Annotated in this window: 19 protein-coding genes; 7 read left to right on the top strand and 12 right to left on the bottom strand. The window is 63.8% G+C overall.

Annotation, left to right across the window (positions count from 1 at the left end):
* Positions 1-116: 116 nt before the first annotated feature.
* The 6 genes from IPF85_RS19740 (at position 117) to IPF85_RS19715 (ending at position 6,544) form a co-directional block, all read left to right on the top strand.
* Positions 117-1,019: an SH3 domain-containing protein gene (locus IPF85_RS19740; protein WP_343409777.1), complete on the top strand. Its 903-nt coding sequence runs from the start codon at positions 117-119 to the stop codon at positions 1,017-1,019.
* Complete coding sequence (locus IPF85_RS19735) at positions 983-2,644, top strand: cellulase family glycosylhydrolase (protein ID WP_343409776.1); 1,662 nt, start codon at positions 983-985, stop codon at positions 2,642-2,644. The genes IPF85_RS19740 and IPF85_RS19735 overlap by 37 nt, the downstream gene beginning before the upstream one ends.
* A gap of 17 nt (positions 2,645-2,661) precedes the next feature.
* Positions 2,662-3,789, top strand: a complete 1,128-nt coding sequence (locus IPF85_RS19730) for a glycosyltransferase family 39 protein (protein ID WP_343409775.1) — start codon at positions 2,662-2,664, stop codon at positions 3,787-3,789.
* On the top strand, positions 3,753-5,219 hold the full coding sequence (locus IPF85_RS19725; RefSeq protein WP_343409774.1) for a hypothetical protein: 1,467 nt from the start codon (positions 3,753-3,755) through the stop codon (positions 5,217-5,219). The genes IPF85_RS19730 and IPF85_RS19725 overlap by 37 nt, the downstream gene beginning before the upstream one ends.
* A gap of 178 nt (positions 5,220-5,397) precedes the next feature.
* Positions 5,398-5,898: a MarR family transcriptional regulator gene (locus IPF85_RS19720; protein WP_343409773.1), complete on the top strand. Its 501-nt coding sequence runs from the start codon at positions 5,398-5,400 to the stop codon at positions 5,896-5,898.
* A 121-nt stretch (positions 5,899-6,019) separates the two neighbouring features.
* The gene (locus IPF85_RS19715; RefSeq protein WP_343409799.1) at positions 6,020-6,544 is read left to right on the top strand and encodes a YceI family protein; all 525 of its coding nucleotides are present in this window, start codon (positions 6,020-6,022) and stop codon (positions 6,542-6,544) included.
* A 195-nt stretch (positions 6,545-6,739) separates the two neighbouring features.
* Here the strand turns inward: IPF85_RS19715 and IPF85_RS19710 are convergent, their stop codons facing one another.
* The 10 genes from IPF85_RS19710 to IPF85_RS19665 form a co-directional block, all read right to left on the bottom strand.
* A complete protein-coding gene (locus IPF85_RS19710; RefSeq protein WP_343409772.1) occupies positions 6,740-7,159 on the bottom strand; it encodes an OsmC family peroxiredoxin in 420 nt (139 codons plus the stop codon).
* A gap of 142 nt (positions 7,160-7,301) precedes the next feature.
* Positions 7,302-9,491: a hypothetical protein gene (locus IPF85_RS19705; RefSeq protein ID WP_343409771.1), complete on the bottom strand. Its 2,190-nt coding sequence runs from the start codon at positions 9,489-9,491 to the stop codon at positions 7,302-7,304.
* A 447-nt stretch (positions 9,492-9,938) separates the two neighbouring features.
* Positions 9,939-10,451 carry a hypothetical protein gene (locus IPF85_RS19700; RefSeq protein ID WP_343409770.1) on the bottom strand — a complete coding sequence of 171 codons (513 nt, stop codon included), beginning with the start codon at positions 10,449-10,451 and terminating at the stop codon, positions 9,939-9,941.
* Between the two features lie 84 nt (positions 10,452-10,535).
* Complete coding sequence (locus tag IPF85_RS19695) at positions 10,536-12,164, bottom strand: hypothetical protein (RefSeq protein ID WP_343409769.1); 1,629 nt, start codon at positions 12,162-12,164, stop codon at positions 10,536-10,538.
* An 8-nt stretch (positions 12,165-12,172) separates the two neighbouring features.
* Entirely contained in the window at positions 12,173-13,480 is a 1,308-nt protein-coding gene (locus IPF85_RS19690) for a glycosyltransferase family 39 protein (protein WP_343409768.1), read from the bottom strand.
* Positions 13,465-14,388, bottom strand: coding sequence for an SH3 domain-containing protein (locus IPF85_RS19685; protein WP_343409767.1), 924 nt, complete (start codon positions 14,386-14,388; stop codon positions 13,465-13,467). The genes IPF85_RS19690 and IPF85_RS19685 overlap by 16 nt, the downstream gene beginning before the upstream one ends.
* 169 nt (positions 14,389-14,557) lie before the next feature.
* Positions 14,558-15,073: a hypothetical protein gene (locus tag IPF85_RS19680; RefSeq protein ID WP_343409766.1), complete on the bottom strand. Its 516-nt coding sequence runs from the start codon at positions 15,071-15,073 to the stop codon at positions 14,558-14,560.
* A complete protein-coding gene (locus tag IPF85_RS19675) occupies positions 15,037-15,495 on the bottom strand; it encodes a hypothetical protein (RefSeq protein WP_343409765.1) in 459 nt (152 codons plus the stop codon). The genes IPF85_RS19680 and IPF85_RS19675 overlap by 37 nt, the downstream gene beginning before the upstream one ends.
* Positions 15,496-15,609: 114 nt before the next feature.
* On the bottom strand, positions 15,610-16,206 hold the full coding sequence (locus tag IPF85_RS19670) for a hypothetical protein (RefSeq protein ID WP_343409764.1): 597 nt from the start codon (positions 16,204-16,206) through the stop codon (positions 15,610-15,612).
* 139 nt (positions 16,207-16,345) lie between these two features.
* Positions 16,346-16,780: a hypothetical protein gene (locus IPF85_RS19665; protein WP_343409763.1), complete on the bottom strand. Its 435-nt coding sequence runs from the start codon at positions 16,778-16,780 to the stop codon at positions 16,346-16,348.
* Between the two features lie 512 nt (positions 16,781-17,292).
* Here IPF85_RS19665 and IPF85_RS19660 point away from each other — a divergent pair.
* Complete coding sequence (locus IPF85_RS19660; RefSeq protein ID WP_343409762.1) at positions 17,293-18,186, top strand: transposase; 894 nt, start codon at positions 17,293-17,295, stop codon at positions 18,184-18,186.
* An 837-nt stretch (positions 18,187-19,023) separates the two neighbouring features.
* Here the strand turns inward: IPF85_RS19660 and IPF85_RS19655 are convergent.
* Together IPF85_RS19655 and IPF85_RS19650 are read right to left on the bottom strand one after the other, a co-directional pair.
* On the bottom strand, positions 19,024-19,824 hold the full coding sequence (locus IPF85_RS19655) for a DUF1670 domain-containing protein (RefSeq protein WP_343409761.1): 801 nt from the start codon (positions 19,822-19,824) through the stop codon (positions 19,024-19,026).
* A complete protein-coding gene (locus tag IPF85_RS19650; RefSeq protein WP_343409760.1) occupies positions 19,821-20,636 on the bottom strand; it encodes a DUF1670 domain-containing protein in 816 nt (271 codons plus the stop codon). The genes IPF85_RS19655 and IPF85_RS19650 overlap by 4 nt, the downstream gene beginning before the upstream one ends.
* Positions 20,637-20,734: the final 98 nt, after the last annotated feature.

Genomic DNA, 20,734 nt, shown 5'->3' with positions numbered 1-20,734 from the left:
CGCTCATGCCCTGTAGAATCGGGCATCTGCACGTGTCCTGCCATCTTGGGGATTTCCCGGCCTGATGGTAGAATCGCCCCGCAAATCACATGAGAATCATCAATGAGGTAAACTGGATGAACCGTTTGTCGAAAATTGCCTGGCTCTCCCTCCTGGCTCTCTTTGTGCTCAGCGGCTGTGGCGCCGCACCCACCCCGGCGCCCATTCCCACGCGCACGCCCCAGCCAACTTTCACGCCGACCCCGGACTGGACCCCCACCCCGGCCCTGGCGCCGACCAAGACGCCCACGCCGGAACCGACCGCCACGCCGACATCTGCTGAACCGCCCACGGCCGTGCCCACCAACACCCCTGAGGCCAAGCCGGCCGCGGTCGTCACCTCGCCATCGGCCAACGTGCGCACCGGTCCCGGCACCGGCTACCCGCTGGTTGGCCGCGTCCTGCGCGGCAACCGCCTTGAAATCACCGGCAAGAACGATGGCGTCACCTGGTGGCAGGTGTGCTGTGTCTCCGGCAAGCAGGGCTGGATCATCAACGACCTGGTGCGCGTCGAAGGCAACGTGGGCAGTGTGCCCATTGTGAGCGGCATTGCCCCACCGCCGGCCGCACCGACGCGGGCGCCGGCGCCAACCGCTACCCCGATACCGCCGCCGCAGCCAACCGCCCCACCGGCCTATGCCTATCGGGTTGGCAACACACGCTGCTTCCCCAACTCCGGTATCACCTACATCGAAGGCAAAGTGTTGGACAGGAGCGGTGCGGGCAAGAACGGTGTGACCGTGGTCTTCTCCTACGCGCCCGACGGGCCACCCGTGGCGTCATATCTGACCGGCACCGATGCCGGCAAGGTGGGCGGTTACACGCACATCATTCAGTTCGATGGACCGCGCGAGGGTACCTGGTCCGTTTGGACCGTGGATGGTGGCCGGCGCTCGTCCGTCATTGCCACCGTCAAGACGGATGGCGTCGCCGGGGATGGTAAATGCCAGCAGGCGAACGTGGACTTCGTCCAGAACTGAACAACTCACCGCACCAACGCAGAGCGCCGGGCCTGTCTTTCCTGACTGGCCGCCGGGCGCTCTGCGCCGGCCTGGCCCTGCTGGCACTGCTGCTGGCGGGGCTTTTTGTCTGGCGCCAGCCGTTACGCGCCTGGCTCGTCAACCTCAGCGGGGAGAAAGACCTCCTGCCCCAGCTCAAAGCCCTGGGCGACGTCAGCGCCGGCCTGCTGCGGCCCGCCGTGCAGACGGCCGATCTGACGCCCGTGCAATTTGCCGGCGTCAACCCGTTTGGCGTCAACGTCTTCCTGGAGCAGGAGGTGGAGCCAGAAAAGCGCGAGTTGGCCGTCAAGCTGGCCGCCGACGCCGGCTTCCACTGGCTGCGCCAGGAATTTCCCTGGGAAGATATCGAGATCAGCGGCAAGGGCGATTTCTGGGACCACAAATTTGATCATTCGGCCTGGGACAAGTACGACCACATCGTGACCCTGGCCGAAAAATACCATCTCGAACTGATCGTGCGTCTCAGCAACCCGCCCGCGTGGACGCGGCGCGGCGGCAACGCGACCGGCACCTACGCGCCCCCCGACAACTTCGCCGATTACGGCGATTTCGTAGCGACCGTCGTCAGCCGTTACCAGGGCCGGGTGCGCTTCTACCAGCTCTGGAACGAACCGAACATCTACCCGGAGTGGGGCGAGCGGCCGGTCAACCCGGAGGAGTACGCAGAGTTGCTCAAAGTGGGCGCGACGCGTGCCCGTACCGCCGACCCCAACGTCGTCATCATTTTGGGCGCGCTGGCCTCCACCATCGAACTGACGCCGACCCCGCCCTATGGCCTCAATGATTTGGTCTATCTGCAGCGCCTGTATGATGCCGGCGCCGCGCCCTACTTCGACATCCTGGCGATGCAGGGCTACGGCCTCTGGTCTGGCCCGACGGACCGCCGCATGCACCCGCGCGTCATCAACTTCAGCCGCCCGCGCTTCGTGCGCGACCTGATGGTGCGCAATGGCGACGCGGCCAAGCCGATCTGGATCAGCGAGATGAACTGGAACGCCGTGCCCGACGACATCCCGGACAAGCGCTTCGGCCAGGTCAGCGAGGGGGAGCAGGCGCAAAACATCGTCCTGGCCTACCAGCGCCTGCAGGCCGAATGGCCCTGGCTGGGCGTCGCCAATGTCTGGTACCTCAAGCGAGCCACTGACCAATGGGAACAGGAGCGCAAACCGGAGGCTTACTTTCGCCTGCTCACGCCCGATTTTCGCCCGCTGCCGGCCTATGACGCGTTGGCGACCTACACCGCCCGGCCGCCGCAGCTTGGCCGTGGCTTTCATCAGGAAGATCATTGGGCATTGACGTATGAAGGAAACTGGCAAACCATCAGCGATAGGCTCGCGGTGCTTGGACAATACCGCCGCAGCATCGAGGCAGACGCCAGCCTGCGCTTCACCGTGGATGGCCGCCGCGTCACCCTGGTCATGCCGCCTGGGGGGACCGCCCACCCGCAGGCCAGCGTGGACGGCCGGCCGATTGCCCTGCAGCCAGATAGAGCCGATCCGGCGCGGCTGTCCTTCCGCGTGCCGACAGGAACCCATCAGGTGTTGCTGGTCGGCGCTTTTGCCATAGATGGCCTCATCATCGAATAGCCGGAGACGCAACCGTCATGACGCTTTTTTCATCTTCGCCCTTTTCGCTGCGCCGCCTCGACCGCTGGCTGGCGCCCTGGATGCCCTGGCTCATCGTGGCCCTGGCCGTTGGTCTGCGTTTCTGGCGCCTGGATGCGCAGAGCCTCTGGGCCGATGAGGGCAACAGCGCCAGCCTGGCCCTGCGCAGTTGGAGCGACATCAGCCTGGCCGCCGCGGCCGACATTCACCCGCCGCTCTACTACTGGCTGCTCAATCTGTGGGTCAGGCTGTTTGGCCTGTCTGAGAACGGACTGCGCAGCCTCTCGGTGTTCGCCTCTGCGGCCACAGTCGGTCTGACCTACGACCTGGGCCGGCGCCTGTTTGGCCGCGTGGCCGGTCTGCTGGCCGCCTTCCTGCTGGCGATAGCCCCGTTTCATATTTACTATGCCCAGGAAGCGCGCATGTACGCGCTGCTCACCCTGTGGGCAACGCTGCTGGTGTCCAGTTTTATCGTTTTCTTGCAGCAAGAAATGATCGAAGTGTCGCCAGGCCGGCGCGAACTGCCGTTGATTGGCACCACGCCCGGCTTCATCTTCGCGGTCACGGCCATCCTGGGCCTCTACACCCATTACCTGTTTCCGCTCATGCTGCTCGTGGTCAACCTGGTCTATGGCGCCTGGCTCATCAGCACCTGGGCGCGGCCGTTTCGCCGCCTGCGCATCGTGCGCTGGCTCTTCCTGCATCTGGTCATCATCTTCGGCTTCTGGGCCTGGGCCGGCATTGCCATCGAACGACTGCGCGCCTGGCCCGCGTCCGCCGTCAGCCAGCAAGGCATCGGCGCGATCCTGAACGCGCTGCGCCTGCTGGCCTTTGGCCCCACCGCCGACGCTATCGCAGCGCTCTGGTTGTGGCCGGTGCTGGCCGTCCTACTGCTTGGCTTGCTGCCGGTTGTTTTGGATGCCCGCGCCCGCGCCGCGCAACCGCCTGTGCAACCCGCGGCCGCGCCGGCGCGCAAAGCCGGATCTGCGGCCACGCGGCGCCGGCCGGGGCGCCCGGCGCGCCCACAGCAGCAGCGCCCCCGCCGGCCGCCACCCCTGGCGCGCCCCCCGGCGCCTGGACAGCCTGGGTCGTGCCGACCCTTTGGCTGCTGGCGCCCCTCGGCCTGATGTTGGCGTTCGGCCTGTTCAAAGAGGCCTATCTCAAGTTCTTACTGATCGCCAGCCCCGCCCTGGCCCTGCTGCTGGCCCGCGGCCTGCTCCTACCGCTGGCTCTTCTGCGCAGCACCCCCCGCGTCACCGGGGCCGCCCCCACCCGCAGCGCCTGGCTGGCGCTGGCCTGGCTCACCCTGGGCCTGATTGGCGTCAGCGCGGGCGCGGCCCTGGCGCTTAACGTCTATTACACCGACTCTGCCTTTGCCCGTGATGATTATCGCGGCATGGTGCGCACCATCAACGCGCTGGCGACACCCCAGGACGCCATTCTGCTCGATGCGCCCGGCCAGCGTGACGTTTTCTCCTACTACTACCGGGGCAATCTCCCTGTCCTGGCATTGCCGGCGCAGCGTCCGCCGCTGGCCGCCGAGACCACCGCCACGCTGGCACGCGACCTGGCTGGCAAGCGCCGCGTCTACGCGCTCTTTTGGGCCACCGATGAAAGCGATCCGCAGCGCATCGTCGAGACCTGGCTCGATCAAAATGCCTACAAGGTGCAGGACGCCTGGCAGGGCAACGTGCGCTTCGTCATCTACAGCCTGCCGCAGGCCACAGCGCCCATGCAGCCGCTGGCCGTGACCTTTGCCCCCCTGGCCGATCTGGCCGGACTGGCGCTGAGCGTCCCCGCGCTGCCGTCCGGTGAGGTGCTGGAAATCACCCTGCGCTGGCAAGTCAAGGCCGCTACCGCGCAGCGCTACAAGGTCTTCCTGCAGCTCCTCGACGGCGCGGACCAGGTGTGGGCGCAGCGTGACGCCGAACCCGCGGGGGAGAGCCGGCCAACCTCCACCTGGCAGCCCGGCGAGGTGATCGAGGACCGCCACGGCCTGTTGATTCCGCCTGGCACGCCGCCCGGCCGCTATCGCCTGATTGCCGGCTTGTACGACGCCGCAACCGGCGTTCGCCTGCGCACCTCAGACGCTGACTTTGTTGACCTGGGCCTCATCGAGGTCACCCGGCCGGATGCGCCCTGGCCGCGGGCAGCCTTCACCATGCAAACCGTCGTTGACCGGCAGCTTGGCGATGTCATCCTCCTCGGCTACAACCACTACCCGCGCGGATTCAGCCATGCGCCGGAAACCCCGCTGCGCCGCGGCGACATCCTGCACCTCGATCTTTTCTGGCAAGCTGTGGCTACGCCCATGCAGGGCCAGCAGATGACCGTCAGCCTCGATGGCCCGGCCAGCAGCCAGGTGGTCAGCGAAGCGGGGCCGTTGGCGAGCGCCGGCTATCCCTCATCACAGTGGCAGCCAGGCGAAATCGTGCGCGGCCAGCTCGACCTGACCCTGCCGGCTGACCTTCCGGCCGGGGTCTACAGGGTAGTCATGCATGTGCCGGGAACCATACCGATTGCTGGCGCAGATATCGGAATGGTGAACATAGAGTAGGACCGCCGTTTCAACAACGGCGAGCTGGGCGATGGCGATGCGTGGTTCGAGTGGGAATACATCCTGGATGCTTTTCGGGAGACAGTGCGTCAACTTGAACTCATCCACCAGAATGCCACTTGACAAGCCAATTTTTTGTGCTACTATTTCAACATCAAATTATTTGAGGTGAAATGGTATGCCAACGCATTTCGAAGGCGATCCGGGACAGGTATTGGCCCTCGACACGTTCATCAAGCTGCAGCGCGCGTCAGACTCCTTCATGACGCGGATACATGCACGTGGCACGCACGCGGAGCTGACGCCGACCCAGTTTGCGGTCATGGAAGCGCTGCATCATCTCGGCCCGATGTGCCAGAACACGATCGGCAGCAAGATCTTGAAGAGCAGCGGCAATATCACGATGGTGATTGACAACCTGGAGAAGAATGACCTGGTGCGCCGCGAGCGTGACGCCAACGACCGCCGCATGGTCATCGTTTCGCTCACTCCGGCCGGCGAAGAAGTCATTGGCCGCATTTTCCCACTCCACGCCGCGGCCATCTGCGAGGAAATGAGCAGCCTGACCCCAGACGAACAACGCACCCTGGGCGCGCTCTGCCGCAAACTCGGCCGCCCCGCTGCCGCTTCGACGCGTGAGCAGACGCCCTCCCGCGTCGAAGATGGGGCGATGTCGTAGATTATTCCCATAATGTAATCAAAATCACGCCTTTTGTTGCCAAAATCGTTTAACATTAAATTACTCAATCATGAGTAAATCAATGTTAAATAACATAGCTGACAACAAGGAGCTTGGAACTATGGCCTGGACAATTGACCCTTCACACACGCGCGTCGTTTTCTCCGCGCGGCACATGATGATCTCGAACGTGCATGGTTCGTTCGAAAACGTGACCGGCGTCGTCGAGTTCGATGAAAAGAACCCGATGAATTCCGCCCTGGACGTGCAGATTGATGCTTCCAGCATCAACACCCGCGATGCGCAGCGCGACGGTCACCTCAAGTCGCCCGATTTCCTGGATGTGGCGGGTTTTCCGAAGCTGACCTTCAAGGGCGCCAAGATGGAAGTGCTGAGCGCGGATCGCGGCCGCATCACCGGCGACCTGACTATCCGTGACCTGACGCGGCCGGTCACCCTGGATGTGGACTTCAACGGCATCGCCAAAAGTCCCTGGGGCGCTACCAGCGCCGGCTTCACGGCCACCACCAAGATCAGCCGCAAGGAGTGGGGCCTGACCTGGAACGTGGCGCTGGAGACAGGCGGTTGGCTCGTCAGCGACAACGTCAACATCAACATCGAAGCTGAGATCGTCAAGCAGGCGTAGCCGCCGCCGGATGCAGTCATAATTTGTCTGAAAAATGAGCCGGGCCAGCAGGAAAAACTCCTGCCGACCCGGCTCTTTCGATGAATTCTCACACAAAGCCACAAAGGACTGAGTGAGCATCTTGGCGCCGTGGTGTCTCTGTGTAAGCCCCGGCTCGTCCTGGTCAGGGGTCCGACCCGCAGCAAACGGGTCGGGTTACGCCAGCAAGCGGGCGGTCAGTTCGATCTCTACGCTGGCCAGGGCCTTCGACACCGGGCAACCCTGCTTGGCCGCGGCGGCTTTTTCCGCAAAGGTGGCCTCGTCCAGGCCGGGGACATCGGCCTCGGTGTTCAATTCGATCTTCGTGATTGTCGGACCGGCGCCCAGGTACACTGTGGCCGTGGTGTTGATGCGGTTCGGCTTGAAGCCCGCGTTGGTCAGCAGGGCCGACAGGAACATCGAATAGCAGCCCGCATGAGCCGCGCCGATCAATTCCTCGGGATTGGTGCCCTTACCTTCCTCGAAGCGTGAAGCAAAGGTGAACGGCCCTTCGAAAAAGCCGCTGCCCACCTTCATCGTGCCGTTGCCTTCCTTCAATGTTCCATTCCAGGTTGCTTGTGCACTACGAACTGCCATACGATTGATTCTCCTTCATCACATAATTTGGCGGGGGAACGTGCGACGTTTCATTTACTTTTGACGCCATTTCAGGCATGTGGGTCACCGCGTTGAACGTCAGCGGCGCACGCGGTTGCGCGCGTGCCGGCCAGGCTGGCGACTAACGCCCACGCCACGGTAGATAGGGGAAATAGCGCAGCCGCACAGATGGCGTACTGGTGGGCGTCACCGTCGCGGTCGGCGAATCGGTGGGCGTCACCGTTGCGGTCGGCGAAGGGGTCGCGCTCGGCGTGGGTGAACTGGTGGCCGTGGCAGTCGGCGTTACCGTCCGCGTCGGTGTGACCGTGCGCGTCGGTGTGACGGTGCGCGTGGGCGTGCGGGTAGCGGTCGGCGTAATCGTCGGCGTGTTCGTCGGCGTCGGGGTCGGCGGATCCGTGCGCCGCAGCACATACAGGCCGCCCTCCTGGTCCGCCAGGTAAACCAGGTCGCCCACCACGGCCACGCCAGTGGCATAACCGGCCTGGATGGCGAGACCATCGTAGAACTGCGGCGCGCTGGGCGCGCTGACGTTGATGACCTGGACGCCGCCCCCGCGGCCGTCCGCAACGTAGGCCAGGTTGTTGCTCACCGCGACGCCGACAGCCCACCCGGGCGTGTTGTATGAACCCCGCAAGGCTGGGCTGTCCGGGTTACTCACATCTACGATGCGCAGGTTGCCTCCCTCCGCCACATACGCCATGCTGCCCTCCACGGCCACCGCGTAGGCGTTGAAAAAGCCGGCCAGTTGACTGCGCAGCGCGGGCAGGATCGGGTTGCTGACATTAATGATCTGCAAGACGCCCGTGCTGCCCTCAGCCACGAAGGCCAGACTGCCGGCGATGGCCACGTCCACCGCGTAGCCCGGGGTATTGTAGCTGCCACGGCGCACGGGGCTGGCCGGGTTGCTGACATCAATGATGAGTAAGCCGTCGTTATAGCCATCAGCAAGATAGGCCAGGTTGCCCACCACCTGCACACTGCTGGCGTAACCGATCGAATCATATGTGCCGAGCAGCAGCGGGTTGGCCGGATTGCCCGCGTTGATGATCTGCAGGCCCGCGTAGCCATCGGCCACGTACACCAGGCTGCCGCTGACCGCCACACCGAGCGCAGTGCCAACCGTGTCCAGGCCGCCCAGGCGCGCGGGCGCGGCCGGGTTGCTGATGTCAACGATATGCAGCCCGCCGTTGTTGGCGGCGATGTAGGCACGATTGCCGGATACCGCCACACGCGCCGCCGCGCCGGGCGCACGCAGCGTGCCCAGGGCCGTCGGATTGGCGGCGCTGACCACGTTGACGCTGGTCAGGCCGCCGTCCTGGTTCGCCAGGTAGGCTATCGAGCCAAGTAGAGCCATATCATTGGCTGCGCTGTTGCCATAATAGACGCCGAGACGCGTCGCCGCGGCCGGGTTCGCCACATTGGCGATTTCCACGCCGCCGTTGGGCAGGCCGGTAGCGATATAGGCCAGCGTTCCCACCACACTGACCGCCGTGGCCGCGCCGTAGGTGTCGTAACTGCCGAGGATGACCGGCGCGGCCGGGTTGCCCACGTTGACGATCTGCAGGCCGCGCTCACCGTCGGCCACGTAGGCCAGGCCGCCGGCCAGGCGCACCCTGGACGCGGCGCCAGGCGTATCGAGCACGCTGCGCAGCGTCGGTGACAGCGGGTTGGCAACGTCAATGATTTGCAGGCCGCCGCTGTAACCGGCCGCGACATAGGCCAGATCACCGGCCACCGCAACCTGGCGTGGATCGCCGATCAGGCTGATACTGCTGCGCAGGATGGGCTGCGCCGGATTGCTCACCTCGATGATGCGCAGCGCCTTGGCCACGCTGCCGTCGGCCACGTAGACCGTCGTCCCAACCACGGCCACGCCATAGGCCGCGCCTGGCGTGTTGTAAGAGCCGACAATCACCGGCGCGGTTGGGTTGCTGACGGAGATGATCTGCAGGCCGCCATTGTAATCGTCCGCCACATAAGCCAGGCCGTTGACCACCTGCACAGCGCGCACGATGTCCGGTAGAACTGCACTCTGGCCCGCGATCGTGGGGTTGGCCGGGTTGCTGAGGTTGAGAATGACCAGGCGCGGGCCGATGCCGACATAGGCATAGGCGCCGACGACGTCCACCGCATAGCTGGGGCCGCCGATCTGCCCCAGGATGTCTAGTGTTCGTGGAGCCTCAGTGTGCGCCAGGGGTAACGCGGCCGGGCGCAGGGATGGCGATGTGGATTGAGCCAACGCGCCGCCGGTCAGCACAACGATCAGCAGGATAGTGAGGATCAGAAGCAGGCGTGGAAAACGCAGAGTCATGGAAATCCTTTCGGTACGTACGAATGGGTATCGAATGCTCGCAAGTCTAACACCTGCGGGCCATTTGGCAAATTATCTCACGTCTGGTTGAGAAGAAGATGAAAATCGAGGAACACGCAGCGCCAGACTGATGACAGTTTGTTCAACTGCCGGTTGGGCGCAACGACCGCTGGGGCGCAGCCCAAGCCGTAGGTCACGTCTCCCGGCGGACAACGCCCCCCTCCGGCGTGACAACGCCGTCTGTCGCGTGACAGGCCCAAGCCGTAGGTCACGTCTCCGGCGTGACAGCGGCCTCCGCGGCAGAGCTTGCTTCCCTCGTCCAACGTCGTCCGGCCAGGAGACCGGACCTACAGGAACTGCGGGAGATTTGGCAAATTGACTTGAACGCGAAAGCGGAGCATCCTTCGATGTTCCGCTTTCCTTGTACATGGGTGATTGCTCAGGTGGTCAATCGCTCTTCGGCGCGCCGCCGGCTGCCGCCTCGGCATCCAGGGCATCTTGCAGCCATGTGGCCGGCGCCTCCACCACCTCGACTGTCTCAGCCGCTGCGGTTTCCGTGGCCCGGGCCGCCGGGGCGTCGGTCGGCTTCGACGTCATGCGCCCCATCAGCCTGTCCAACTGTGCGTTGATCTGCTTGAGACCCACCAGCATCCCGTCGCGGATCTCGTCGAGCACCTTGCTCTGGCGGACTTCATCCACCACCTTCTCGGCCGTCTCGCGTACTTCTTCACCCAGCTTGCTGTCGCGGGCCGTCTTGACGGCTGCGTCAACCTGCTTACCGAACTCGATCAGCCCGTCGTGGACTTCGTCGCTCAGTTCTTTGCGCTTCGGGCTTTCCCAGGCGGTCTGCATGGCCGCGCCCAGCTTTTGTCCCATCTGATTCAATTCGGCAAAAAGGTCACCCTTGGGTGGCACACCGCCGCTCGTGGTCTTGTCCGTTGTCTTGCTTTCCTCTGTCATTTTCGTACTCCTTTGTTTCATACACCCTAGTGCGCCGCGATGACCATTACGCACGGCGCCGCACGAAGTTGCACGCGCTTGCTGTCATTTTATCACGAGTGTTGTGTTCAGCACAAGCCGCTCAGCCCTCGCCAGTCCATCAGGCCCCATCAGCGGCAGGCGCGTGTGGTCATCGAAGTAAAAGCCAATTTCCACATCATAGGCGCCTGACGGCAGCGAGTCCGGCAAGCGCAGCACATGACGATCGGTCAGATACTCGCCGCTGAGCCAGCCGGTCGTCGGCAAACTTCCTGCGCCCGGCTCGCTGTCCGCCTGCGTGACCGTCTGCCCGTCCGCGGCCAACAGGTGTACGAACACACTGGCACGCCGCGCCCATGGCTCGCCGGCTTGCCAATATAGCGTCAGGATGACGGAATCACCGCGCCGCGCCGCGGTCGGCGTCAGGTCATAGCCCAGCAGGCGCGCCTGCTTGCCAAACTGCGCCACCTGCACGATCGCCGGCGCCGGCGCCTGCATCTGATGGGGCCGGTTCTTGATCTCCACCGTGGCTACAGTCAAGTAGTCGTCACGTTGACCGGTCGGGAGCAGACGCAGACCACTGACCGGGTCGAACAGGCCGGCGATCAGTCGGTAGCGACCGTCAGCCAGCGCGACCGGCAGGCGCACCATGAGCGGCGTGCGCAGCAGGTCGCCGGCTTGCCATTGCTGGCTTGGCAGATCAGGCAGTGGGGGGCCTTCCCAGGCAGCCGTCACGGCGCCGCGGGCGTCCAGCACTTGCACAAAAGCCCGCCAGTCATACGCGGGCGCCTGGGTCACCTGCCAGGCCAGGCTGACCGGCAGATCGTCGCCCGGTCGCCAGGGGCCGGCCGCCAGCTCGAAGCCCAGCCAGCGCAGTGCCGATCCCAATCGCCGGTTGCGTGGCTGCGCGATCGTCAGGCGCGCCGGGTCGAGAGGCGGCTGTGGCCGTGCAACCTCCACTTGGGCCAGCAGCCATTCAACGCCCTGCGCCTGGCCTTGCGCATTCAGGATGTCGAGCGGGCGGTCGGCCTGACCCTCTTGCTGTTGGTACACCTGGACGCGCAGGTCATAGCGGCCCGGCGGCGTGCCCGCGGGAATCCACAGCGCGTGGCGATCTGCGGCCGGTCGGTCGAGTTCCCATTGGTCGAAGGCCCGTTGACCGTTGGCCGGCGCGCTGTCGCGCTGCGCCCAGGTGACACCCTGGCGATCGCTCAAACGTAGGCGCACCTGCCAGGCGCCGCCTGCGGGCGGATGTTCGGACAGGCGCCAAGTCAGGCTGATGGGGAGCGCGCCGGCGCCGGCCGCCACGGGCTGGCTGCTCACCTGCGCGGTGGTCAGGGTGAGCCAGGCGCCGAAGCGTGCGCCGGGCGCGGTTTGCCCTGCGCTTGCGGGCGGCACGAACAGTGTGAGGCGCGTACTTGGGCTGATCCAGCGATTCAGCACCGGGAAACCCTGCTGCATCAGGCTGGCCTCGATTTGCGTTTCCAGGATGCCGCCCAGGCTGAGGTGCGCGGGAAACCAGACCTGTTGCCCCTGCCGGAGCCTCTCGTGTAGCGAAATGCTGATTGAATCGTCCCAGGCTGCGGAAGGGCTGAGAAGCGCTTGCGGCCCGTGAGGCAGATAGCCGCGCAGATAGCCAACTTGCCAGGGATAGACGCAGAAGGCCACATCGGCGGCGCTGCCACGCGCGGCCATTTCCGCGATCAGGGGGGCGATAGTCGTCGTTGGCGTAGCGGGATGGTGAAGAAGCGAATCAACGCCAGCACAGTGACTAACACCAGGCTGAGGTTGAGCGCGGTGCGGAGCAGGCGGGCGCTGCGGCCAGGCGGCGATGGGTTGGTTGTTGGGGCGATGACCGCAGCCAGCCACAGCCAGAAGGCGGGCGCAAGCGCGCTGAGCAGACGTTCACCGCGCAAGGGGGCGAAGGGGAAGCGCAGGTTGAGCAGGAATGCGCAAGCCAGTGCCACGGCCAGCAGCGAGAGGCCCGGAGGGCTGCCGTGGGAACGTTGCGCGCTCAGCCCGACCAGGATGAGCAGGGCGAGCAGGATGAGCAGGGCGAGCAGGGCGAGTGTATCCAGCCCGGCGGGCGCGGCATGGCCGATGAGGAATGCGGTCAGGTGACGGGCAACGTAATCGGCCAGTGAAAGCGGGGTATCGGCGTCCTGGGTCACTTTGTAGGCGACGTAGGTGGTGAGTTTGGGGGCGGCGTAGATTACCCAGGGGAGATAGAGCAACGCGGCGGCCAGGTGCGCACCGATGAAGCTGCGGAGGCTGGGGTCAGGCGTCGCGCTACTCTGCCCGCGGCGCTTGATCCGGTTGAAAAGGACGACCAGGAAAGCGCCCAGGGGCAGCAGGATGGCGTAATACTGAGTGTAGGCCAGCGCGGCCGTCGCCAGAGTCAGGGCCACACATGCGCGGGGGGTGCGCGGCCGCGGCGCGGTTGGGCCAAGCCAGGGCGCGGCCAGGATCAAGTAGAGCAGGGCCAGGCTGCCGACCAGGCCGTACATGCGGATTTCCTGGCTGTAGTAGAGATGAAACGGGTTGAGCGCCACCAGCACCGCGGCGACCAGGGCCGGGGTCGCGGTGGCCGGACGCGGGCGGGGCAACAGGCGCCGGGCGGCCACGGGGATCAGGGCAATGGCCGGCAGACTGACGTAGACCGAAAAGAGGCGCAGCGTGTGCGGCGCCGGGCCGAGCAGGGCGATCCAGGCGTGCAGGAGGGCGTAATAGAGCGGTGGGTGGATGTCCTGTGCGGTCAGGGCGAGCATGTCGCCCAACGTGTGGGTGGCAAACCAGACGCTGTAGCCTTCGTCCCACCAGAGTGGCTGAAAATCGAGCCGCTGGACGCGCAGGGCCAGGCCAAGCAAGAGTAAACCACTGAGGATGAAAGCACGACCGGCCGGTGAGAGTTGTTCGCTCGCCAGGCGCCAAAACGAACGACGTTTGCCCGGGGGTGCAGGGCGAACGTCGTCCGTAGGCAATGCCGTTCTGTGAATCAGCGTTTCCACCATGTGACCAGAACATCGTGCGTTCTGTCTTTGAGGTTGCCGCTGATCACATCGGAGACTTCCTTGCCGCTGCCATCTATGACGACGGCGCGGAATGCGCCCGCGGTGCGCGGGAGTTCGAGTTTGGCGTTGTATTTGAATTCGCTGGACTGACCGGGGTAGGCGTTCTGCCAGGTGGCGCCGAACGGGACTTCCAGGGTGCCGGAGGGCGCGCTGACCCGGAGCTTGTAGCCGCCGCTGTAGGGCGTGGCTTCGCCGGTTTTGCCCAGGCGGCCCCAGAAGGTGACGATGCCGAAGTTGGTGTCATCCGCGTCGCGTATTTCCAGGCCAGTCTGGACGAAGATGGTGGCCGCGGCCGGTGGGGTGGTTGGCTGAGCGGTTGGCCGTGGCCGGGCGGTGGGCTGCGGCGCCGACGTGGGGGGCGGCGCGACGTCTTTGACCACCTCGACGGCGCCGGCATTGCCCTCGACGCGCACATATTGAGCGGAAACCCAACCGTTCTTGCTGTTGACGCAGCAAATCTGCCACCAACTGCTGTCGGCATTGCGCCCGGTGATTTCCAGACGCTGATTCGCGGCGCCGCGCGCGATGCTGGGATAGCTGGTTGACGGCCCGCTGCGAATGTTGAGATTGTTGAGGGTGATGACCGCCTGCGGTTTGGGCAGCGGTGTTGGTGTGGCGGGCAGCGGCGTGGCGGTGGACGGTTCTGCGGGTGTAGGTGTCGCGGAACGGCTGTCGGTTCCGGGGGCAGGGGGTGGCCGTGGGCTTGGCCGCAGTCGGGGTGAAGGTCGGCACCAGCGTGCGCTGCGGGAAACCGTTTGCTGCGACTGGCCGCCGGGTGCGGTGCAGCCAACGATCAAGAACAGCGCACAGGCCAGGGGATGAGAAACGCGGTAGCGCGGTAATGGCATGACTGGTATGCTCCTCTCGTGAAAAACAAGATATCGCGTCGGTTAACGATGAAAATGCGGCCTCGCCTCATCCCCCGGCCCCTTCTCCTCTCCACTGTGTGGAGAGGAGAAGGGGGGAAGAGTATTGTCGCGCAGTATAGCACAAGGCCATGACGGGCGCCAAATCGCTTCAGAAACGGCGCTTGAAGCGAATGTGATACCACTTGGGTTGACTGGCGCTGGTGTAGAGACGCACGATGCTGGACTCACGACGGGCGCCGCTGCCGTCCACCACGTAGACCTGCCAGACGTTATCACCCAGCTCGGCAAAGCCGTTGGTGTCGAACTGCAGGTTGACCAGGCGCGCGTCGGGCAGGGGGGTTAGCCGATTGGGCGCGGAATAGCCCCAACTGCTGTCAGAAACCTGCGGGCTGACCCATGATTGACCTCGACCCTCGAGGACGAACATCAGGCGGTAGCCCCAGAGCGGCGCGCCGTTGTTGGCCTTGATTTGCGCACCTACCTTGAGCCAGTTGTTGCCCCAGTTGGGGAATTCCTCGATGCCTTCGACGTCGAAGCCAACGGCTTCGGTGGCCGTCGGGGTGATGGTCGGCGTGAGGGTTGGCGGCGCCGGCGTAAAGGTCGGCGCTGGCGGCGGTTCCACTGTGACTACTTCGACATCGGTGGCATCACCCCTGACCTGCACCAGGCTGGCTGTGACCCAGGCGAGGCTGGCATCGGACAGGCAGCAGATGCGCCACCAGGCGTAGTCAGCCGAACGACCGACGATGTCGTAAGTTTCGCCCTGGCGAATGGTTCCGGCCAGGGGGTAGTCGGTGCCAGGCCCGTGCGTACGTTCAGCTCAGCCACCGGCACCAGGATCATCGGGCCGGGCGTGGCCGTGGCGGTTGGCTCACCGGTGGAAGTGGCGGTGGGTGTGGGGCCAGGCGTGGGGGTATCGGTCGCCGTCGGCGTGATGGTGGGTGTGGGCGGAAACGGCGTATCGGTAAGCGGCAGGACCGTGGGCGTGAAGGTCGGCTGCAGGACGGGGGTGAGAAAGGCGATCGGTGTCGGCGAGGGTGTCAGCGGCGGAAAGAGCCGGATCAGGCTGGTCAGCGAGCAGCCCATGGTGCCCAAGAGCGCGACGAGGGCCAGGGTCAGGACAGCGACCAGGCGACGCTGTCCGGCGGTAAGGCGACCGGGTGTCTGGCGGTGCGGCGATTCTGCGCCGGCGTACCGTGTTCAGCGGATGTGGCGGAATCCAATGTACACCTCCCGGTAAGGATTGGCCGCGTCCGTGGTGAACGGAATCTGCTCGGAAACAGGATGGCCGCCGGTGTCGGCCAGGTAGGCGATGTAGGTGCCATTGCCGGGCGCAAACAGGGTGTATTCGAGATTGAACGCCTGCCGGTCGCCAAAGCCGGGCGGTTGCGACCAGGAGAAGACGTCTTTGGACAGGTCAGCGGAACTGATGTCCGTCCAGGGCGATTGGGACACATCGGGCGTGCCGGTGGGCGTGGCGGTGGGCGCGGGGGTCCAGACGCCGGTTGGAGTTGGCGTCCAGGTGGCGGTCCAAACCGGCGTGGGCGTGCCGATGGGTTGACCTACGCCCTCGCGGCGGAACAATTTTAGTTGATAGCCGGGCATGGGGTCGCCGTTGGCGAAGAAGACTTTGACCCAGATTTTGAGGAAAGTGTTGTTGGTCAGGTAAAACTGCGGCCCGATGGCGCGGTAGAAGAGCGGCACCGGTGTCGAGGTCACGGTTGGGGTCAGGTGGGCGTCCAGGTCCAGGTGGGGTGGGCGCAGGCCCTTCCTGCCTGACTGGAGCGCCGGCGGCATCGCCGTTGATGGTCACGAGATCGGCCTTGACCCATGCGCGGCGTCCCTTGACGCAGCAGATGTACCACCAGCGTTGGTTGGGGTCGGGGGTCGTCATTGCGCCCGACGATGTCATAGGTGGCGCCTGGCCGGATCTTGCCTACAATGGGGTAATCGGCGCTGGGGCCGCTGCGTGCGTTGGTGTCCTTTGCCAGCGGTTGCGCCAGGGCAACGGGGTTGGGGTGGGCGTGGCGGTTCCGGCGTCGCGGTGGGCGTGTCGGTGTCGGTGGGTGTCACCGTCGCCGTCGGCACGGTTGGGGTTGGGGTGACGGTGGGCGGCACGTAGGGCGTCGGCGTAAAGGTGGCAATCAGCACACGCGTGGGGCCGGCGGAGGCGGTGACGGTTGGGGTGGCCGTGGCCGCGCTGCGGCAGGAGTGACAAGGCGCCGCCCGCGGAGCAGCCCAGGGTTGCCAGCGCCAGTAGAATGACGGTGAGCAGGATACTGGGTGGGGCGCGGCGGCGCGCGGGCAGATGAGGCGCGGCGTGACTCGATGGCGTTACCAAAGAGGTGGTGCCCGTGCTTGAGTTGGGCATCTGATTGACTGATTGGTTTTGTGCGTGTCTCAAGAGTGTTACAACGGGGCCTGGGGCGAGAAATTTCAACTTGTTTGACGTGAGGGCAAGTATAACACAGGTGAGACGAGATGACAATTTGCCGGAGAGCGGGGTGTGCGGGTCGCAGGAGCGAGAATTGACCCCGGCGCCCGGTCATGTTGCCGTTGCAGGACGCAAGTAGCCACGAATTTCACTAATCTGCACGAATTCCAGGATCTTTTCGTTTCGATTCGTGAAATTCGTGGCAAAAATCCGCTCAGCCTTCTCTGCCACGAATTTCACTAATTTGCACGAATCGAGTTTCTACCTTCGTGTCAATTCGTGAAATTCGTGGCAAAAATCCGCTCAGCTTTCTCTGCCACGAATTTCACTAATTTGCACGAATTGGTCTTCTGCCACACCCCAAGCAGCGCCACTGGCCCTGTTTTCGATCATCATTTGGCCTACTTTTCGTTTGACAAAAACACTGGAATCTGCTGGTCAAGTGGTTCGTGGGTTATGCCGCATTCGAGAGCGGACCCGACCATGCCACCCTTACCCGTAACGAGGCCGGTGAGATTACCAGCGTGCAGGAGTTACCCAAGAACAAGAAGGGGTCCTATCGTATCGCCAGCACCACCGATTACGATGCCACCTTCCGCGTGCATGGCGAAAAAACGGACTTCGGATACAACGTCAACCTCGCCGCCACCGATACCTTCATTCGTGAGATCAGGGCTGATACCGGCAGCCAACCAGACCCCGTGGCCATCCCTGATTTGCTCACCGCTCAGCAAGAGTATCACGACTTCATGCCCGTCAAGTTAATCTATGACAAAGCGGCCGGCACCGGCAAACACCACGCTGACGTTGACAAGGCCAGCGACGGTCAAACTCAACTCGTTGCGCCTCTCATGCCCTATGACCAGCGCAGCGAACGCTTTGCCCCTGACGACTTTACCTTATCGCCCGATGATCACTCCCTCACTTGCCCCCGCGGTCGGGTCAGCACCACTGCTTACCGTTCCCAAAGTGGCGACGGACGCAGCTTTCGCTTCACGCCCGCTCAATGCGCCGACTGTCCCTTGTTCGCTCAATGTCGGGGCGACCAGGTCCCCGCATCCCACATACGCCAGGTTTTCATCAGCGACCATCGCTCCATCCTTGCCAAAGCCCGCACCTATGCCCAAACCCCCCAGTTCCGTCTGGACCTCAAGCTCCGTTCGACCGTTGAGCGCATCATCGCCAACCTCGTCCGCTACCACGGCGCACGCCGTGCCCATCGCCGGGGTCGTCTCTTGTGCGATTTCCAGGCCAAAATGTGTGCCACCGCCTTCAACCTCCGCCAGTGGCTTCGTCGCTTGCAACGCCAGGCCCAAGCTCCCCCCGCCGTGCCGACAGCCTGACCCAGGGCGTACTGCGCCCTTCGACCGGCCGAAGGCGAGAAAGATGCTCGGATGACGGGAAAAATTGAGCGATTGGCCCCGTTCTGAAGCCTAAATTGACCCCGAAACACCTCTCTCGACCCAACCAGCAAGCCACTACTTACCATAACGCAAAATCAGCCGCTTCACGAAGCAATCGCCCGAAGGCGATTAGTGGTCTTGCGACCTGGTCCCAAGGGCTTGGCTGGAGGCCTTTGGTTTCAATCGCCCGAAGGCGATTAGTGGTCTTGCGACCATGGCGACTCCCGGAGGCCGACGCAAGGTTTTGGTTTCAATCGCCCGAAGGCGATTAGTTGTCTTGCGACCCGAACACCTCGATCCGGCGGCTGACGAAAGTGACGGTTTCAATCGCCCGAAGGCGATTAGTTGTCTTGCGACCTTGTTGACCTGCGGTCGTCTCTGATGACACGAGTTTTCAATCGCCCGAAGGCGATTAGTGGTCTTGCGACGGGCCAATTGCCGACAGTCGCGCCGCCTGTCTTTTTCAATCGCCCGAAGGCGATTAGTGGTCTTGCGACCGGCGGGCTGTGCCGCGGGGCCTGCGTCCCCGGCCCCGGGTTTCAATCGCCCGAAGGCGATTAGTGGTCTTGCGACCTGGGCTTCACTGCCCACGGTGAGGCTCGCTGGTGTTTCAATCGCCCGAAGGCGATTAGTGGTCTTGCGACCCGCCGGCAAAGGGACAACGGCTGGTGGTGCCTGGTTTCAATCGCCCGAAGGCGATTAGTTGTCTTGCGACCATGGCTCAGGCATGGATAAGTCAGGATGAAGAGTTACGTTTGTGACATATGTCAGTATACCCTAACTACCCTCGGTCGTCGTAGTAAACAATTCTGGATGATACGTTTGCGCCTGCGCCACGTACTCTCGCACCACACTCTGCCCACGACCAATCATAACACTGATCGTAGCCACCGCCAAACCCTGTTTGAGCAGCAAACAGACCCGCTCATAGTCTTTCAAATAGCGCTCAACGCTCTTGAGTGAGTGCCCGCTCTCCCGCGCAACGTCCGGCGCCTCCAAACCCTGCTCGTGCAGCCGAATGATCTCTCCCTTGTGCGTCGGCCGACTGCCCTGATCCATCTTGTAGCCCTTCAGCGGCAACGGCTTCCCCGTCTCCGCTTGCTCCGTTGCTACTGCCTTGCGCACCCGATCCATCCCGATCCCCAGAATCACGCTCAACTCAGCCACGGTCAATAGCCCTCCCTGCTCGGCCGCCGTCCGTACCAGTCGCGCAACCTGTCGCCGATGACGTGCCTGTAAACGCGCTCCGGCCTGTTCCCGACCACACCGCTCCACGCGCTCCTGCCACTCTTCCGGCGCCAGCAGCGGTAACACCACTGTCACCGTCTTGTACTCCTCGGTCGCCTTCCCTGGCTGCGCCTTGTGTCCCTCGTCTCCGGTGCATGTCCAGATCAAATCCCCGCTGTGTAACCGCTCAGCCTTCGGGTAGAACTGCTCCACCAATGCCTCGACATCCTCAGCCAGCACTCTCAGAATGCGATGGCTGCCCACGATGCGGTATTCACTCTCCAACAGATGGATCAGCGCTGCTTGGAAGGTTCGTTTCTCGATACTCGCATACGGATTTACCCGGCTCATGCTCTCAGAGCCCCCCTTTTTGCCAGGTCTACCGGCCCGTTGACCCGCACCAGCTCCTCTTCTAATTTCGCCAGCCGCTCCTTTTCCCCCTGTATCCGCTCGTACAGCGCCAGGTAATCCCCCACCAACCGCTCCGATAGACTCACCAGAAAGGCAATTTGCGTCGCTGCCGCACCTTCTCGGTGTAACGTCACCACCCGTTGGAACGCTGCGATGTAACGCTTGATTGACTGCACCGAATGATGCGCCCACAGCGCAATGCGGTCGTAACCCTGCCGATCCAGCCACAATTCGATGATGCGCACCTTGTGCGTCTGTCCTCGCCCCGTTCCTTTCACCTGCCCGCGTGTCTGCACCACGTGCCCCGCCGTTTTCAACGTTTGAATGTCACGAATGATCGTCCGTAGCGTCACCTGCAACACTCGCGCCAGGTCTTCTTCGGTCAGCACCCCGCCTTGATCCAGCGCTTCGTCCACCAGGCGCAGGATGCGGCCCTGGCGCAACCCTACTCGCCCCTCCTTAGCCAGCACTTTGGCGTCTTCTGCACCCGCATCCACCGTCAACGTCACCGTCGTGCGGTCCGTTTCGCACAATGGCGGCCCAAAAGGCGCTCGCAGACTCGCTACCACCAGTCGCACCTGGCCTGGCCGCACCTGGTCTGTCGCACGATCCAGCCCCAGGTGTTCCTGCGCTGCACTCACTACCTCACGCGCCTCGCGCAACGATAAATTGAACTCTGCTTGGAGCACATGAAGAAAGCTGGCCTCCGGAGTCTTCTCCACCAGCCGATCACTCGTGGTTGTCTGTACCATTTGTCACCCTCCCTGACTGCGGTCAATGCCTGTCGCATTTTACCGAGGGGGGGCATACCTGACAAATGTCACAATTTTCAATCGCCCGAAGGCGATTA

It is taken from the genome of Candidatus Amarolinea dominans (genome assembly GCF_016704685.1).
In the GTDB taxonomy this organism is placed as follows: Bacteria; Chloroflexota; Anaerolineae; order SSC4; family Amarolineaceae; genus Amarolinea; species Amarolinea dominans.
The sequence above is the reverse complement of the archived record's forward strand: the minus strand, read 5'-3'. Positions and strand labels throughout refer to the sequence as shown.

Bases quoted from the DNA above. Each gene is read 5' to 3' on its own strand.
- IPF85_RS19740 (WP_343409777.1), top strand. From the start codon at position 117: ATGAACCGTTTGTCGAAAATTGCCTGGCTCTCCCTCCTGGCTCTCTTT.
- IPF85_RS19735 (WP_343409776.1), top strand. From the start codon at position 983: ATGCCAGCAGGCGAACGTGGACTTCGTCCAGAACTGAACAACTCACCG.
- IPF85_RS19730 (WP_343409775.1), top strand. From the start codon at position 2,662: ATGACGCTTTTTTCATCTTCGCCCTTTTCGCTGCGCCGCCTCGACCGC.
- IPF85_RS19720 (WP_343409773.1), top strand. From the start codon at position 5,398: ATGCCAACGCATTTCGAAGGCGATCCGGGACAGGTATTGGCCCTCGAC.
- IPF85_RS19715 (WP_343409799.1), top strand. From the start codon at position 6,020: ATGGCCTGGACAATTGACCCTTCACACACGCGCGTCGTTTTCTCCGCG.
- IPF85_RS19710 (WP_343409772.1), bottom strand. From the start codon at position 7,159: ATGGCAGTTCGTAGTGCACAAGCAACCTGGAATGGAACATTGAAGGAA.
- IPF85_RS19705 (WP_343409771.1), bottom strand. From the start codon at position 9,491: ATGACTCTGCGTTTTCCACGCCTGCTTCTGATCCTCACTATCCTGCTG.
- IPF85_RS19700 (WP_343409770.1), bottom strand. From the start codon at position 10,451: ATGACAGAGGAAAGCAAGACAACGGACAAGACCACGAGCGGCGGTGTG.
- IPF85_RS19695 (WP_343409769.1), bottom strand. From the start codon at position 12,164: ATGGCCGCGCGTGGCAGCGCCGCCGATGTGGCCTTCTGCGTCTATCCC.
- IPF85_RS19690 (WP_343409768.1), bottom strand. From the start codon at position 13,480: ATGGTGGAAACGCTGATTCACAGAACGGCATTGCCTACGGACGACGTT.
- IPF85_RS19685 (WP_343409767.1), bottom strand. From the start codon at position 14,388: ATGCCATTACCGCGCTACCGCGTTTCTCATCCCCTGGCCTGTGCGCTG.
- IPF85_RS19675 (WP_343409765.1), bottom strand. From the start codon at position 15,495: ATGGGCTGCTCGCTGACCAGCCTGATCCGGCTCTTTCCGCCGCTGACA.
- IPF85_RS19670 (WP_343409764.1), bottom strand. From the start codon at position 16,206: ATGCCGCCGGCGCTCCAGTCAGGCAGGAAGGGCCTGCGCCCACCCCAC.
- IPF85_RS19665 (WP_343409763.1), bottom strand. From the start codon at position 16,780: ATGCCCAACTCAAGCACGGGCACCACCTCTTTGGTAACGCCATCGAGT.
- IPF85_RS19655 (WP_343409761.1), bottom strand. From the start codon at position 19,824: ATGAGCCGGGTAAATCCGTATGCGAGTATCGAGAAACGAACCTTCCAA.
- IPF85_RS19650 (WP_343409760.1), bottom strand. From the start codon at position 20,636: ATGGTACAGACAACCACGAGTGATCGGCTGGTGGAGAAGACTCCGGAG.